The sequence below is a fragment of the Vibrio sp. 14N.309.X.WAT.E.F5 genome, assembly GCF_030397615.1.
In the GTDB taxonomy this organism is placed as follows: Bacteria; Pseudomonadota; Gammaproteobacteria; order Enterobacterales; family Vibrionaceae; genus Vibrio; species Vibrio lentus.
The window spans coordinates 1-14300 of record NZ_JAPNXR010000016.1; the positions used below are offsets into that span (position 1 = coordinate 1).

A 14300-nucleotide genomic window follows, 5' to 3' on the forward strand; every position below is an offset into this window, starting at 1 on the left:
GTGTAGATCTGAGCATCGATTTTGACTGGAACACCCACGTCGAATGTCGAGTTTACAAGTGCGATATTTTCTAGAGGAAGTCCGTTATGATGTATTGTTCTCGAAAGAAAAACCGAAGTAAGCAGCAATAACAACTGTAATACGTAGAGGATTGTCATCCCACATGGTTCTGACAGATTGCACCATATGGGACAAAAGCGCGGCTACAGGTCAATCATTCATTCCGTAGTCATAACTAATACACCTGTTACTTAGCACTATGCTCCTTTATAAAAGGAGTGATTCTTTCAAGTAATTGTTGTTGCTTATCTTGAGCTTCTGTCATGCCAATTTGCGCTCCAAGCTTTGCTAACTCTGGCGATTTTTGTATCAGCTTTTGCCCAATTGGCGTGTCGTAAAACTCTATTATTTGGTTCATTTCCGTAACGGTAAATTGATTAGAATAGAGCTTTGCAATTTCGATACGCATTTTTACTCTATCAATATCATTTTCAAACCAATCTTTATAAAGATCTTTTAGTTGATCAGTTTCTTGAGAATTAAGCTCAAGCTTACCCGCTATCTGATTAACGATTGGCAACATAGCCTCGAAACCACCTAACATTTGTTTATCAACGTCCATCGCCGTCAACAATTTTTGCGCAGTTTCAAACTCAACGGAAGTATTAGCTTGTGCAAATGTACAAATGAAAACTGACAGGACTAGACTAAACCCTTTAAACATGCTGATTCCTTTTATTTGATAGAATGCTATGGCGTATAACGGTTATTAAGCTGACGGCGTCTGATTTCGCACCCTAAGCTTTCTGCTCCGCTCTTTAAGTCACTAATCTTACTTGACCTACTTTATAAATAACAAGAGGTTATATAGCTTTTACCTTAATTCACTGGAGATATGCAACATTACGCAAACTTTCGCAGGTTTATTAACAAAAAACTCAGTTTCGTTTTGATTGATACATACTAAAAATCCTGAAAACTGATAGAAATAATAATATTAAAGATCCAAAAATATCATTACTGATATATTTTTAATTGAATAAAATCAGTACATAAAATTCAAACAGCATTGAATTTACTAACGCATATACACCCACCCACTTACGATAAACAATAAGATTTAATCTCTCAAAGACTTGTCATAACACATGATATTAGAGTGCTGCATATAGACTTACTATAAAGCAGTGGGAAAGGGTATTTAGATTAAAATCAGGAACAAAAAATTAGCCCACAACGTCAAGTAAGCTAGAAGATATCAGCCATTCTAGGTACGTCTTTCAGCTTCACTGCACACCTGGAAAATAGTCAGAGTCGATAGTGATCTTTTTAGAACGTTAGTTATGCGTATTCCTACCAGTTGTATTCCATTTGCCGAGCGACGACCGTGGAAAATTCTAAACCATAGCGCTCAGATATCAGATGTAAGCTCATATCTATACCAGCAGAAATACCACCTGAAGTTGTGAATTTACCTGATGTCACCCAACGCTGCTCGGTAGTCACATTTAAATCAGGGAACTGCAATGACAAATCAGAAATATCTTCCCAATGAGTAGTAACGGTTAACCCTTTAAGTAATCCAGCTTTAGCCAATAAAAATACGCCAGTACAAACTGACACAACTTGTTCAGCATTCGGCTCAACTGATACCAACCAATCCAGTACATTCGACTTGTTCATCTCGTCAGTATGCACACCACCAACTACCATTAACAAATCTATCTCTGGATGATTTTGTAACGAGTAGTCAGCCAAAACTTTAAACCCACCACGGGCAACAACTGGCTCGGCGTGCTCAGAAACCATGAATACATTTAGATCTTCAGCACCTAAGCGCTTTGCCGTACTAAAGACTTCAAATGGCCCAGAGAAGTCGAGAACTTCTGCTTGATTATAAATATAGATACCGATGTTCATTGTACCTCCATGTACAAAATGATGAATATTTAGACTAACATTCGCACCTTATTTAACTAATTAACACTCCTATTTAAGAACTCATACATATAGATAACTGGCTTATTTACAGCTGCCTATTTTCAACGGCGATAGAAAGGAGGTGTGCCTGTATAACAGATATCGTGAACACGATTAACGGCACGACTATTGAAAATAACGAGACGAAAATTATAAAGCCAGACATAAACAATTTCTCAATGTAACCAGTGCTATGAGCCCAACCCGCAACGTGGCCGTCGGCAAAAAGACCGAATGCACCATAATAATAAAATGCATAAATCACAGCAGACTTGTGCGATGAACCTCGTTGAATATCATTTATTGTATAAATCGATGCGAAGCCAGCTAAAACAACGCCTAACCATAAGAACACAAAGTCGGTCGGGTAAACTGACGCTGTGACTAGATACTCTCCTCGATAACTTAGCCATACAATGACAAACCCTATAGTCAGCGTAATTAACGCATTTTTAATGATTAACCATCTCATACTTTCCTCCTAGGTTCAGTATGGATAGGTGCCAATATAGGATTGTGTGAAAACCCGATCTTTTCGAGCTGCCTCAATAAAATTGGGGAGAGAAGTCAACATGCGTTAAGCATTGGCAACACCAAGTACGTAACCCAGCATCACTGTGCGATTCAAAGACTCGAAAGCTCGACTAGCTTGTTCGCCCTTCTGAATACTTAGGTAAATCTGGCTGTAATTCACACCAGTTCGCTTTGTAGTTTGTATAAATTTGAGCGTCAATTTTGACTGGAATATCCACATCAAATGTCGATATCGCCAACTCGATATTTTCAAGAGGTTCACCTTGTACTCTAAAGCCAAGGCTTGAACCACAATTGGAACAGAATGTTCGTGTTGTGCCGTTTGGTGCCACAAATTCTTTGAGTAAATCAATTCCTGAAAGCCAGTTTAAGCCTTGTACACCAACTAACGTCCCGAAAGCGGCGCCATGAAATTTTCGGCACATTGAACAATGGCAGTTGGCTGCTTTTTCGCTGAACCCTTCAACAGAAAAACGAACACTGCCACACAAACACGAACCTTTAAAACCTGTACTCATCCTGAGTCTCCTTCCCTTTCATACAGTGTGTAACCCACTGGCTTTTGCGAGCTTCTAACCATTTAACGTATTATGTCAATATTGCACCGTTTTATCAGACACAGAACCGGTTTCATTCGCTGCTGCGATCAAGAAATCACATAAGTTGGTTGCAACCTCTTCATTGCCTAGCAAGAACAAACTACGAATGGCTCGTGTTAGTCGTATCTATACTTAAGCGAGCGTCTACTGTGAACTTTCCGATTTATTCCGCTGTTGTGCATCACTGAGTTTTTCATTCGCTAAGGCTTCTTGCTGGTCTAAAAAGCTAAAGAAGTTACTTTCGCTAATGAACGGATTGTTCGAACCATCGGCATTTCGTTTCTCACGATTAGCGAATAGATGATTCTTATGGGGATGATTAGACAAATTCACGCTCACCACAGGTGGCTGCAAAGCGATCTCTCTCACTCTGTCCATGCTCTCGAAGAACTGCTTCGCTAACTTTGGATCTCGTGCATTAATACTGTGACCGCCAACTACAAATGCGCGATGTGATGTGCCGTTGTCTTTCACCATAAGATCTATTGAATAATCCCCTTCTGTGTGGCCGGGCGTAAGGTAGAACTTAAACTCGTCCGCAGCGACAATAAGACTACTACTATCTTGCACAAAGAAGTCTACCTTGGGCGGTAAAAACGTATTCTTACCACTGCTTTTGTTCGCTTGAGCTACGGCTAACTCATAACCCTTTTGTGTCATCACGACCTTTGAACCATATTCAGACTGGAGAAATTGCGCTCCACCAGCATGATCAGAATGGCCGTGAGTCACCAAAATATGAGTAATGGCCTTATCTTGTAACCCAAGCTTTTTTAGATTGATGGGTATCCACATCGAATAAGGGAAATCGAGTGTATCAATCAGAACTAATCCCTTTGCAGTCTCTAACGCATAAGACGACACCCATCTATCACCAACGTAATAAACGTTATCGAACATTTGGAACGGTTCAACATAGCCGTTTTTAATCGACATTTCCGGAACGTTTTCAGATGCCATCGCACTGGTCGAAACCAATAACAACAAAGCCAAAACCAATTTTTTCATTTTACTTCCTAGACTGATAACGACGCATAAGTTAGCTGCAACGTCCTAATTAAATTCACTGTTCTAACAGACGACACTAATACTCTGCGACACATTTTAGCTCTGTAGTATGTCCAGGCAATCGTTCCTGAAGAAAACACAATGCATCCGCTAGGATTATCTGGTGTTGATTCGACGTATACCCAAAAACCAATCGGTGGACATTGTCATAGAGTCCATCTGAATTATCTGAGCTTTGACACTGCGTTAAGATAGCTTGATCAATCTCATCGTCAGAGTATTCCAAAGGGCTATTGGCCTGTTGATAGAGATTAGAAATCATCGACTCATATTGCTGTCGATACAAGCACTCATGAAATTATTGCAGCCGAGCTAAGTTTGTCGACGGTTACAGATGAAGAAGTACTTCGAACTTACTGAAACAAGCACGTCGTAGTATCCTTGAGGTACTGGAGGCAAGAACGGCACTCATGTGGTGTATAAAGATATGCATTAACTTCAATTTTGGTTGGCGTTGGCGTAGCGTATAAGTTTTAGACTTAAGCCAGCAACCAGTGTGTTAATAACTGAGTACTAAAACCTGAACGACTAAAAGAGATAGGTAATATAGGCACCGAAAGATTACATCTTTCAAAGACGATATCCTTCAGAAAGCATCCTTCGGTGCATATAGTTTCAAGCGACTGACATAAGAGACTAACGTAAGCGTCTCAACACAACCTGCTGGTCGAGCTCATTCTGATAGTCCGTGTAATCAAGCCCTTGATCAAATATGTACTCAGTGACAAGAGTGCGAATGCATTCAACTAATGTGCTTGCTTGCCAAGGCTTTTCAAAGTAACGGTCGATGCCTGCTGCATTAATCGCATTGATGGTATCGGTGTGAGTGGCCTGCCCCGTAAGAAGAATTTTCTTAGTATTCGGAAATCGACTGTCATGGAACACTTCAGTGAGTAACTCCACACCCGTTTTCCCTGGCATCACATGATCAGACACAATGACGGTAATGTGTTCGCCTTCTGCGTCAAGTTCATCAATGAGATCAAGCACTTCTTGCGCTGATTCACAATCTTCAATATTCAGCCAACTCGCCAGCGGCTCTAAATCTTGTATCACTGCGCTCAGTACTTCTCTCTGGTCATCGACACAGATTAAATTAAGCTTCTCCATGTTCACCCTCTATTGGTAACTTGATTCTAAATACAGTTTTAGAAGCATCACTTTTCACAATAATACTTCCGCCATAACCCGCCACAATCCGCTTAACGATTGATAAACCCAAGCCCAATCCAAACGATAAACCACCTTTTTTAGTGGTGAAGTTGGGCTGAAATACCTTTCTACGAGTCACCTCGTCTATCTCAGGGCCGTTATTCGCGATCGTAACTAATATTCTTTTCTTACTTAATCTGGTTTGAATTTCTATTGCAGCATCGTCTGAATTCGACATTGCATCACAAGCATTCTTTACAATGTTGACCCAAATCTGAACGAGCTCTGTTTTCGAGCCTTTAAAAGTCGGCAAATCTGCAGGGCTCAATCGCACAGATACTCTACGTAACTCACTTTGTAACAACGATAAGGCATGGTTAATGGAGTCATTAATATCAACCGCTTCTTCGGTGTCAATATCAACTCTGCCAAGTTGTTTAACCGATTTTACAATGCCGACAGTGTGTCTAGATGCCAAACGTAAATCATGTAAATCACAGCCCATCTGCCAAAAACGAATCGCTTCTTCTGGGTTTTTCAGCCAATGTTTTGAAATAACGTCTGTTGCAGATAAAGCGTCAATTGGAATCGCCTTTGCAAGAGAGCGAGCAATGTTTTTGTCTAAACCATATTTTCTTTCAAATTGTCGCCCACGTGATCGTGCTTCTAACGACGACGTTTTCTGACCATGCATTAACCCAAAATCGAAAAATTGACTGGCTTCTGGATGCACTTCTTCAAGCAGATCCATGATGACCGTTTCAAGTCGACCAGATTTGCTATTTACTACACCAATAGCGTTGTTAAGCTCATGGGCAATCCCTGCAGCCAATTGACCCAAGGTCGTCATTTGCTCAGCAGTATGTAACTTCTCTAGCGCTTTTTGTTTCGCTATCGCTTCTTGTGTTGCACGGCGTTGACGACGCGACAACTCATTGACAATCACAGGTGTGAACTGTGCGGTAAGAGGACCAAATTTACGTTCATCTTCTGCAGGCGTGTCTTTATCGATCCACGCTAACTCGACATCGGTTTTGGCAACAACCGTTGAAGATGCTGTCCAATTACCTGAAAAGAAGCTATGAACGCCTATAAAAGCCCCACTACCCGCACTAAATACTCGCACTTGCGGTGTATTCGCTTCGGAATAAAACCCTTCCAGTTCTCCACTAAACACATAATACAAACGAGTGTTTAACGCTGATTGTTCAATAATGGTGTTACCGGCACGGCACGTCACCCGACGTTCTGTCTGATTAAAATAGCGATCGATCAGTGCTTCTAGCTTTTGTTGATACACGTATCGTTATCCTATGTGACCAATTGAATGTAGCACCCACACCATAACAAAGCTCAATAGCACACCAACCACACCCAAAATAATACCGATTCTGGCCATTTGATTACTTTGCACATGACCAGTAGCATGAGCCAACGCATTCGGTGGCGTACTGATTGGCAGCGACATACCTAATGAAGCGGCAAAAGTCACAACCAGAATTAACGTTAATTCACCGCCTAGTGGCGTGAGTGAAGCCATAGACGAACCTAATGCGGCCATAATTGGCATTAACAAGTTAGCCGTTGCGGTATGAGACATAAAGTTTGCCATTACCAAACACAAGAACGCCGCTCCGAACAACACCACATATGGTGAGTAGGAATCAAACGGAATGCTGTGTACCACGAGTCTTGCTAAGCCAGTTTTATCGAGCGCTAAACCAAGCGCAATACCACCTGATACAAGCCACAGTACGTCCCAAGAAATCTTTTTCAGGTCTTCTTTATTGATGATCCCTGTGAGTGAGAACACAGCGACAGGAATAAGAGCGACGGTATAAGAGTTCATACCATGGCTTGAGCCCATTAACCAAAGAATGATGGTCAGCGCAAAAGTGACGTACACCGCAATGGCTTTGGGTGTTTTAAGGAATTTACCTTTAATACTTAGTTCGATTTTCTTTTGGTCAGCTTTGTACATAAAGCCTATTAAAAACCACGCTAACGCCATCATAATAACAACAAATGGCACACCAAATGCCATCCATTCACCGAACGTAATGAGGTTATCGCCAACTAAATATTTAAGTGCGATAGCGTTCGGCGGGGTACCGATCGGGGTACCAATGCCACCGATGTTAGCGGCAACAGGAATACAAAGCGCAAACGCTATACGACCGGGGTCTTTGGGGCCAAACACAGCCAGTACCGGCGTTAAAATAGATAGCATCATTGCCGTTGTTGCCGTGTTAGACATAAACATCGAAAAGATACCAGTGATCAACATTAAGCCGAGCATCACAAACTTTGGGTCTTGTCCAAATGGCTTCAATAATACACGGGCTAAGTTTACGTCTAATCGATATTTAGTGGCGGCCATCGCTAAGAAAAAACCACCTAAAAACAGCATGATGATTGGGCTGGCGAACGTCGCCATGATGTCGCTGTATTTTAACAGCTCACCAAAATGTTCTTCCCCATGATCAAACCTTAAAAAGATCAGCCCTTTATCCGACAACATCAACAATTGCAGAACGATAATAACAACAGACGTCGCGTAGATCGGGATGGGCTCGAACACCCAGCACAATGCCGCTAATAAAAAGATCGCGATAACGCGTTGTTGAATAATCGTAAGGCCTTCAAATGGAAACGCTGATAGCGGCATTACGAGGATAATGAAAGGAATTAAAATAGGGACAATGTATTTAATATAGGGGCGCATAGCACAAAAACTCTTCCTGAGATAACAACTACTTAGAAATTAGATTTAAAGTTCTAATTTAGATCCGACAACGAATTATCGACCTCTTATCACTATCTCACTATCGGCTAGATCAATGATTACGTAATCGCGATATCCCCTTTTTCGATTCTGTGCGCTACCTCTACGTTTGTGTGTCATTTACTGTTGCAATTAAATTCCGAGAAACAAAAAGCAAGCGTTCGCCTTTGCGTGGGAGAGCCGTAATATGTGAGCTATATTTCACACCTGACTGGTTTTCAGAAGTAAAGAGCACAGCTGCATTATCGAGTAGCTCTTTTTTTCAATTTGAGATCTGATTAGCGTGTAAGTTGTACTTCTGCGCTAACTAGACTGATAACGTTTCATAAGTTAAATGCAACGTCCTACTTAAACTCACTTTTCTAACAGCCGACACTGATACTCGGCAATGTGCTTTAGCTCCGATGTATGTGCAGGGAATCGTTCGTGAAGAAAGCACAATGCATCCGCTAGCGTTATCTGGTGAAGATTCGACGTATACCCAAAAACCAATCGGTGGACATTGTCATAGAGCTCATTTGAATTATCTGAGCTTTGACACTGCGCCAAGATAGCTTGATTAATCTCATCATCAGGATCTTCCAAAGGGCTATTGGCCTGTTGATAGAGATTAGAAAGCATTACGTCATATTGCTCTTTCGACAGCTCTTCCTTACAACGCATTATCCACGTCAGCGTAATTAAGTTATGCCCAAAGAAACCAAACTGTTTTAGGCATGCTTGTAATACCTTATCGAGCTCTACGACTTCGCTTGTGTCAGGGCTTCGGTCACCGTCAGAACGAGTCGATGTGACAAATTCTGTGAAGCGGTTAAGGAATACTGGAACTTGAGACGGCTCTAACTCACGGTAAACACGATTTAACGCCAATAAGATAGTCACATTGTGGGAAAGATATTCGCTTGTTCGAGAAGCCTGCGAAACGCAATGCGCGAAGATGTCTTGAAAGCCCTTATTCTCATGCCACTGCGTTAAAGCAGCATACGCCGCTGGGTATACCCCGTTATCCAATATCCTTTGAATACGAAAATCTGAGAACTTGGGCGCTTGTAGCGTTGCAGAGTACTCACCTAAAACTTCAATCTCAGTTTGGTCTATCAACTCACTCGTTTTAAGCCACACATTGTCTGATTTAGCGAAATACCCATTTAGATAATTCGAAGCCAAGTAGGCTTTTAAAGAATGAGGTTGATGGATGCTGGCACTGCTATAAAGTGCCTTTTCCATTAATTGGTCGCTTGTCATGTTTCCTCCTTGAAACTAACGATGAATAGAGATGGTGGTTATGTAACTAGCATCTTTGAGAGGTATATCGACTCAAATACTTCTCTATAAACTCGATATCTGCACAATAAAAATCATCAATAGGAATCGCAGAGGGCTCTAACCAATAGAAAGTTTGCTGCCTTTCTGCATCGACCATTTTAGGCTCTTCATTCTGATCCGCACGCAAAACTACATAGTGAATTTCACCACCGAAGTCGTTCTTACCTTGATGAGTTCCGAGCAGTTGTAAACCTTTAAGACCTGTTTCTTCCCAGAACTCTCTAATTGCGGCTTGGCTACCCGACTCACCGGGATCAACTTAACCTCCTGGGAACTCAAAGACCATACCTTGACCATGTCAAAAGCGCTTTTGGACGAGGACTTTCCCACCTCTTACAACCACCGCCATAGCAATGTTTTTCATCTGAGCTTTCCTTAATGATTGGTGCAGTGTTCGTGAACAACTTTTTGGATATGGTAGAAAACCCCAGCGCCATTTCAGAGCTAGCCAAAAACACTCCGCTACCCATATCTACCAACCCAGAGCAAAGGAGCCGTGGTTACTCTCGACTGATGCCCCTAGATATACCTTAAATGAAGTACAAATTACCAATCTGTACACTAAGCGGGTGACAATAGAAGAGGCATTCTGCGGTTTAAATAGCACCACTTAGGGGATCGCAATTCGTCACAACAGAACTCGTTGTACTAAGCGATTGGATATCCTGCTTCTTATTGCGTTGCTCGCTGAAATATTGATGTAGTGAGATGATCTAATTGCAGTACGAGCCAAATGACATTTTGACTTCCAAGTCAAAAGCATTAAATACCGCCGAGTTCTATCCATACCTTGTCTAGGAAGAGAGGTTCGAAATCATCGGCGATATCAAATTAACGAATTCCAATATCAATGGGGAATGTTCGAATATCAAAGGCTGACACACAATGTAGAGCTGGGGAAATTATGAAGATCTCCATCAGCGTCTACATAGCACGTCTACTACCAAGCAATTTTACTCAAAATTGACGTCTTAAAACGAGAAACACTCGGCAAACTGAGATTGCCGAGTGTAGTAAATCGTGTTGATGCATTAGTTAAACGAATTACAGATGCGGGGACAAATCTCCATTTTTAAGATAATCCATTAATTCAGGGTTAGATCTAACCCCAGAATAAAGAATATGCCCCCATGAGTTTATAGACTTATCTTTAGCCATAGCCATAAAAGAATCAATTTGCTGTTCTATATTGTGGTCATTATCACGCATCATCTTTACAACCCTTAATAATCTGAAATACTCATCTTTAAAAAACTTTGAGTACCTGCCAGTAAATTCTATTTCTTTAATATGTCTCATTACAACATTTCTACTCTGAACATCAATACCTTCTGCGACTTTCAAAGAAAAACCTTCAGGTGCATTAAATGGTTTTTCAATGCACAAATTAATGACTTGATTATTTAAGAAATCATCATAATACGGATGAAGAAATATCCTCTTTCGTGCAGGACTAAGTACCTTCGTTGATTTTTTTCCCTGACAAATATCACACATAGGGAATAGATTCTTAGATAGGATAGAAAACTCTGGATATAAGTCCTTAGGTAGATAATGGTCTAAAGTATTTGGAGTACCATCCTCTCCACATGCTGGACAAATTTGTAATGTCCTCTCCCTTAACTGGTCAATAATCAACTTTTGATACATTGTATCAACCTTTGTTCCATATAAATTAATAAATTTATTTTTGCTATCAATCTCTGTCGACTCATTTATTAATTCTGGATCCCCTCTGTTAGTTTCATATTCAGTAACCCTATCTTTCCATTTTGTACGAAAATCGGTGAAATATGTTTTATTTGGCTCTTGCGTTCTTTCAGAAACAATCTCGTCGACAAATGCTAACTCGTCTTCAACTAAATCTGGAATATTTAACTTTAAAACCATTCTTTTTTATCCATAGCGTGAATTTGAACAATCATTTCTTCATTTATATCTCGACCAAGAGCATCAATTAATGCTTTGGCTGAACCATATTTTTCCAATTCACTTTTTATCCAAGCTTCGTATGGTTTTGAGGTGGATTTATCGCCAAAAACATAAGACGATATTCGTTGAATATCGCCGCCAAATGTTTCAAATGGTGGGTTATTAATGTACGTCTCATCTAATTCTTTTTTGAATACATGCACGCATGATTTTGGAACCTCACGAACTGTAACTAAAGAATGAGTAGCCAAAATAGCTTTTGAAAAATAATTTTTCAAAATCTTCTTGAGCATACTGACAAATTCAATTTCTAATGTTGGGTGTAGAAATAGCTCAGGTTCATCAACTATAATTAGACTATTTTTCTTTATAGAACCTAAAATATTAATTACAATATATGAAAATAGCCTTTGCCCTGAACTCATTTTTTGTAATTTTCCTTTTTTGAAGAAACAAACTCCAGATGTTTTTATTACATGCTTTCGTATTTCATCAATATTTAGTGATGTATTTGTATCGTTTGATATTTTTATATACCTCTTCCCATCTTTTTCAAAAACAGGTTCAGCTCCAAAAATAAAACCAGAATATAGATCGGCCTTATTAACTTTATTTGTTATTTCAATAGCGATTGAATCAAATTCAATCGCTTCATTTAATACTGAATACACTGTATCAATTTTATTTGACCAATCTTTTATCATATTGAATTTAATATCATCAACAACACAATTAAGAATAGAATCAACAGCATCAGTTTGAGGGTAACTTCTTGACAACTTAATTCTATTCTTTGATTTGTCTACAGTATTACTTCGACGTCTTAAACCAAAATAGTTATAGACTGATTTATCACTTATATTATCAAAATTATTTAAGTCAACAGGAAATAATTCAAATGGACTATATGACACAACAATTAGCTTACGCACATTGAGTTCTTTAGAATACATACCACTATCATCTAATGAAGGGTCTAACCATTTACTTACCATTTTATGCAATGTTTGTGATTTTCCGCATCCATTAGGCCCAATTAATACGTTAATTTCATGTGGTAATATTTTCGTTTCGAAATCAAAAGGAATTGATTTACTTTTATTACCTATATCGAAATCAAAAGAAAAATTTGAAATCTCAATGAAATCATCATTAAATAACCTCCAACCTTCTTGCAATGCTACACCAGCACTTCGATCTCTAAGTAAAGAGGTTGAAAATGCAGAATTATTTGACAAATTAATAATAGATTCATCATCTTTTATTCTAATACTATAACTTGCGTCATTCAAAATTTCAGCACAAGTACGAGCTTGATCTATACATGCATGCCCAATTAATAGCTCATAGAAGTCCATTGAAACGGGTAATGACACATAGTTTTTCCCTACTAAGGGAAAATATCCATCCCATCCTTCTTTAAGCAAATCGTTTAAATATTTAAACGTCACTTGTATATCATCAAATAATATTTTAATTCGTGGTAAATCAACTTCCTTACCATCAATAAATGCGTTCGCATTTAGGGTTGTTTTATAATCATAGTCATCCCAATTATCACTCCATAGCGCGATAAAATTCAACTTTAATTCTTTTAATTCTTTATATTTTTCTGAGTTTTGATTTAGATATATAACTTTCATTTTTCACCTTATTTAATTTTTTTAACACCCTGTTAAGGTGTGAGCAATGCAATACCTAATCCCTCCCGAAAACCACATTAATAACTAAAATCAACGCTTAGCAAAAATGCCACGTGTTGCAAATCATTTTATACAGTTTGTTATAGGTTTTTTTTGGGGGGCTAGACGCACAACCTGCCTAAAGTACAACGCATGCTCAAGCCCATGTCGGGCTATTTCTTTTGTCTTGGGATCAAAATACGTTTGGACAACACCCTTTTTATCAAACACTTCAAACGGTAATGGAGCCAAAGCATAAGGATTATGATAAACCTGTAAACCATCAACTGCTGTTTCTGAGTGCTCTTGGTTCATTAAGGCTCTTTTAGTGGGAACTCCATCTTTTGAGCTAGACCAAACAGAGCGAACTTCAACATTTGAACCAAAATCTAAGCTCATTGCACTGAGCTTTCCCCATGATGCTGTACAAGAAAACACGACAGCACTTATATGCTCGAATTCATTCGTTGAGAAGAAACCTAGCGGTACTTCTGCACCATTATCTTTCTCAATAAAATCTAGTTCTACAGTTGGTGGCCCCATTGGGTATTTTTGAGGATTGTCTAAATGTACATCCTCATCGACGTACTGGTTATACAATACCGCATTAATTGGTCGATTATATTGTAGGTTAAAATGTGGTTGCTCAAACGGTGCAATAGCGAGTACAAAGGGCTTTCTCTTTACATGTTCTAGTTTTGAGTATGATGTTAAGTATTTTTTTGATTTACTTAAAAATGAGTTTGCCAACCGTATCATTGCTTCCCTATTGATCTCAGTGAAACGCTTTAGTTTCTTTAACTCTTCTTGGGAAAATTTTTTGTCCCATTCATTTGGTTTTCCATTTGCCGCATTAGCTGTTGTTGCTTCTATCGTGAAGTTAAAAAACGGAGATACAATATCGAAGTCGGGAGCAGAGTTAGTCCAGTCTACAGAATAACCAAGGTCTTTAATTACCTTAAATAGATATATTTCCCAAAAACTCGAGTTAAAGGTAGTTTGAAGTTCCTTTACAAACTTTTTATCTCGATCCAGAAAACCATCAGCCCATGATTGAAACAACTTACGCTCTACCTCTCTCTCAGGCACCAAAATATTACTAAAATTCTGGTGTAATTTTTCTTCTGATACTTTTAGTTCGAATAGATCCATTTCAATTCCTATTACAGCTATTAGACAGAGAAATTCTGTATTTAAATTAAGAATTTTTCTGTCTAGTTCCTATGCTGCCTATCTTAAGCG

Annotated in this window: 12 protein-coding genes and 3 pseudogenes; 1 reads left to right on the plus strand and 14 read right to left on the minus strand. The window is 39.2% G+C overall.

The features are described from left to right. Nucleotides 1-247 precede the first annotated feature (247 nt). The 6 genes and pseudogenes from OW495_RS16500 to OW495_RS23880 form a co-directional block, all read right to left on the minus strand. Entirely contained in the window at nucleotides 248-724 is a 477-nt protein-coding gene (locus OW495_RS16500; RefSeq protein ID WP_289887462.1) for a DUF2059 domain-containing protein, read from the minus strand. 629 nt (nucleotides 725-1353) lie between these two features. Then, entirely contained in the window at nucleotides 1354-1920 is a 567-nt protein-coding gene (locus OW495_RS16505; protein ID WP_065104059.1) for a DJ-1/PfpI family protein, read from the minus strand. A gap of 106 nt (nucleotides 1921-2026) precedes the next feature. Beyond that, nucleotides 2027-2452, minus strand: a complete 426-nt coding sequence (locus tag OW495_RS16510) for a hypothetical protein (RefSeq protein ID WP_289887465.1) — start codon at nucleotides 2450-2452, stop codon at nucleotides 2027-2029. Nucleotides 2453-2624: 172 nt separating this feature from the next. Beyond that, entirely contained in the window at nucleotides 2625-3032 is a 408-nt protein-coding gene (locus OW495_RS16515; RefSeq protein WP_289887468.1) for a GFA family protein, read from the minus strand. A gap of 225 nt (nucleotides 3033-3257) precedes the next feature. Continuing rightward, nucleotides 3258-4121, minus strand: coding sequence for an MBL fold metallo-hydrolase (locus OW495_RS16520; RefSeq protein WP_289887470.1), 864 nt, complete (start codon nucleotides 4119-4121; stop codon nucleotides 3258-3260). A gap of 76 nt (nucleotides 4122-4197) precedes the next feature. After that, a pseudogene (locus tag OW495_RS23880) lies at nucleotides 4198-4461 on the minus strand (hypothetical protein); the annotation flags it as partial. Here OW495_RS23880 and OW495_RS16525 point away from each other — a divergent pair. Beyond that, a pseudogene (locus OW495_RS16525) lies at nucleotides 4449-4570 on the plus strand (IS5/IS1182 family transposase); the annotation flags it as partial. The pseudogenes OW495_RS23880 and OW495_RS16525 overlap by 13 nt on opposite strands. Before the next feature lie 247 nt (nucleotides 4571-4817). Here OW495_RS16525 and OW495_RS16530 read toward each other — a convergent pair. The 8 genes and pseudogenes from OW495_RS16530 to OW495_RS16565 all read right to left on the minus strand — a co-directional run bounded on the left by OW495_RS16530 (nucleotide 4818) and on the right by OW495_RS16565 (nucleotide 14210). Continuing rightward, complete coding sequence (locus OW495_RS16530) at nucleotides 4818-5291, minus strand: response regulator (RefSeq protein ID WP_017070648.1); 474 nt, start codon at nucleotides 5289-5291, stop codon at nucleotides 4818-4820. Beyond that, nucleotides 5278-6633, minus strand: coding sequence for an ATP-binding protein (locus tag OW495_RS16535; RefSeq protein ID WP_289887473.1), 1356 nt, complete (start codon nucleotides 6631-6633; stop codon nucleotides 5278-5280). The genes OW495_RS16530 and OW495_RS16535 overlap by 14 nt, the downstream gene beginning before the upstream one ends. Before the next feature lie 6 nt (nucleotides 6634-6639). Then, the gene (locus OW495_RS16540; protein WP_289887475.1) at nucleotides 6640-8058 is read right to left on the minus strand and encodes an SLC13 family permease; all 1419 of its coding nucleotides are present in this window, start codon (nucleotides 8056-8058) and stop codon (nucleotides 6640-6642) included. Between the two features lie 414 nt (nucleotides 8059-8472). Then, on the minus strand, nucleotides 8473-9363 hold the full coding sequence (locus OW495_RS16545; RefSeq protein WP_289887477.1) for a hypothetical protein: 891 nt from the start codon (nucleotides 9361-9363) through the stop codon (nucleotides 8473-8475). 46 nt (nucleotides 9364-9409) lie between these two features. Further along, a pseudogene (locus OW495_RS16550) lies at nucleotides 9410-9730 on the minus strand (NUDIX hydrolase). Between the two features lie 758 nt (nucleotides 9731-10488). Then, nucleotides 10489-11334 carry a hypothetical protein gene (locus tag OW495_RS16555; protein WP_289887479.1) on the minus strand — a complete coding sequence of 282 codons (846 nt, stop codon included), beginning with the start codon at nucleotides 11332-11334 and terminating at the stop codon, nucleotides 10489-10491. Continuing rightward, a complete protein-coding gene (locus OW495_RS16560) occupies nucleotides 11325-13019 on the minus strand; it encodes an AAA family ATPase (protein WP_289887480.1) in 1695 nt (564 codons plus the stop codon). The genes OW495_RS16555 and OW495_RS16560 overlap by 10 nt, the downstream gene beginning before the upstream one ends. 123 nt (nucleotides 13020-13142) lie before the next feature. Continuing rightward, nucleotides 13143-14210 carry a hypothetical protein gene (locus OW495_RS16565; RefSeq protein ID WP_289887482.1) on the minus strand — a complete coding sequence of 356 codons (1068 nt, stop codon included), beginning with the start codon at nucleotides 14208-14210 and terminating at the stop codon, nucleotides 13143-13145. Nucleotides 14211-14300: the final 90 nt, after the last annotated feature.

Bases quoted from the DNA above. Each gene is read 5' to 3' on its own strand.
- OW495_RS16500 (WP_289887462.1), bottom strand. From the start codon at position 724: ATGTTTAAAGGGTTTAGTCTAGTCCTGTCAGTTTTCATTTGTACATTT.
- OW495_RS16505 (WP_065104059.1), bottom strand. From the start codon at position 1,920: ATGAACATCGGTATCTATATTTATAATCAAGCAGAAGTTCTCGACTTC.
- OW495_RS16510 (WP_289887465.1), bottom strand. From the start codon at position 2,452: ATGAGATGGTTAATCATTAAAAATGCGTTAATTACGCTGACTATAGGG.
- OW495_RS16515 (WP_289887468.1), bottom strand. From the start codon at position 3,032: ATGAGTACAGGTTTTAAAGGTTCGTGTTTGTGTGGCAGTGTTCGTTTT.
- OW495_RS16520 (WP_289887470.1), bottom strand. From the start codon at position 4,121: ATGAAAAAATTGGTTTTGGCTTTGTTGTTATTGGTTTCGACCAGTGCG.
- OW495_RS16530 (WP_017070648.1), bottom strand. From the start codon at position 5,291: ATGGAGAAGCTTAATTTAATCTGTGTCGATGACCAGAGAGAAGTACTG.
- OW495_RS16540 (WP_289887475.1), bottom strand. From the start codon at position 8,058: ATGCGCCCCTATATTAAATACATTGTCCCTATTTTAATTCCTTTCATT.
- OW495_RS16545 (WP_289887477.1), bottom strand. From the start codon at position 9,363: ATGACAAGCGACCAATTAATGGAAAAGGCACTTTATAGCAGTGCCAGC.
- OW495_RS16555 (WP_289887479.1), bottom strand. From the start codon at position 11,334: ATGGTTTTAAAGTTAAATATTCCAGATTTAGTTGAAGACGAGTTAGCA.
- OW495_RS16560 (WP_289887480.1), bottom strand. From the start codon at position 13,019: ATGAAAGTTATATATCTAAATCAAAACTCAGAAAAATATAAAGAATTA.
- OW495_RS16565 (WP_289887482.1), bottom strand. From the start codon at position 14,210: ATGGATCTATTCGAACTAAAAGTATCAGAAGAAAAATTACACCAGAAT.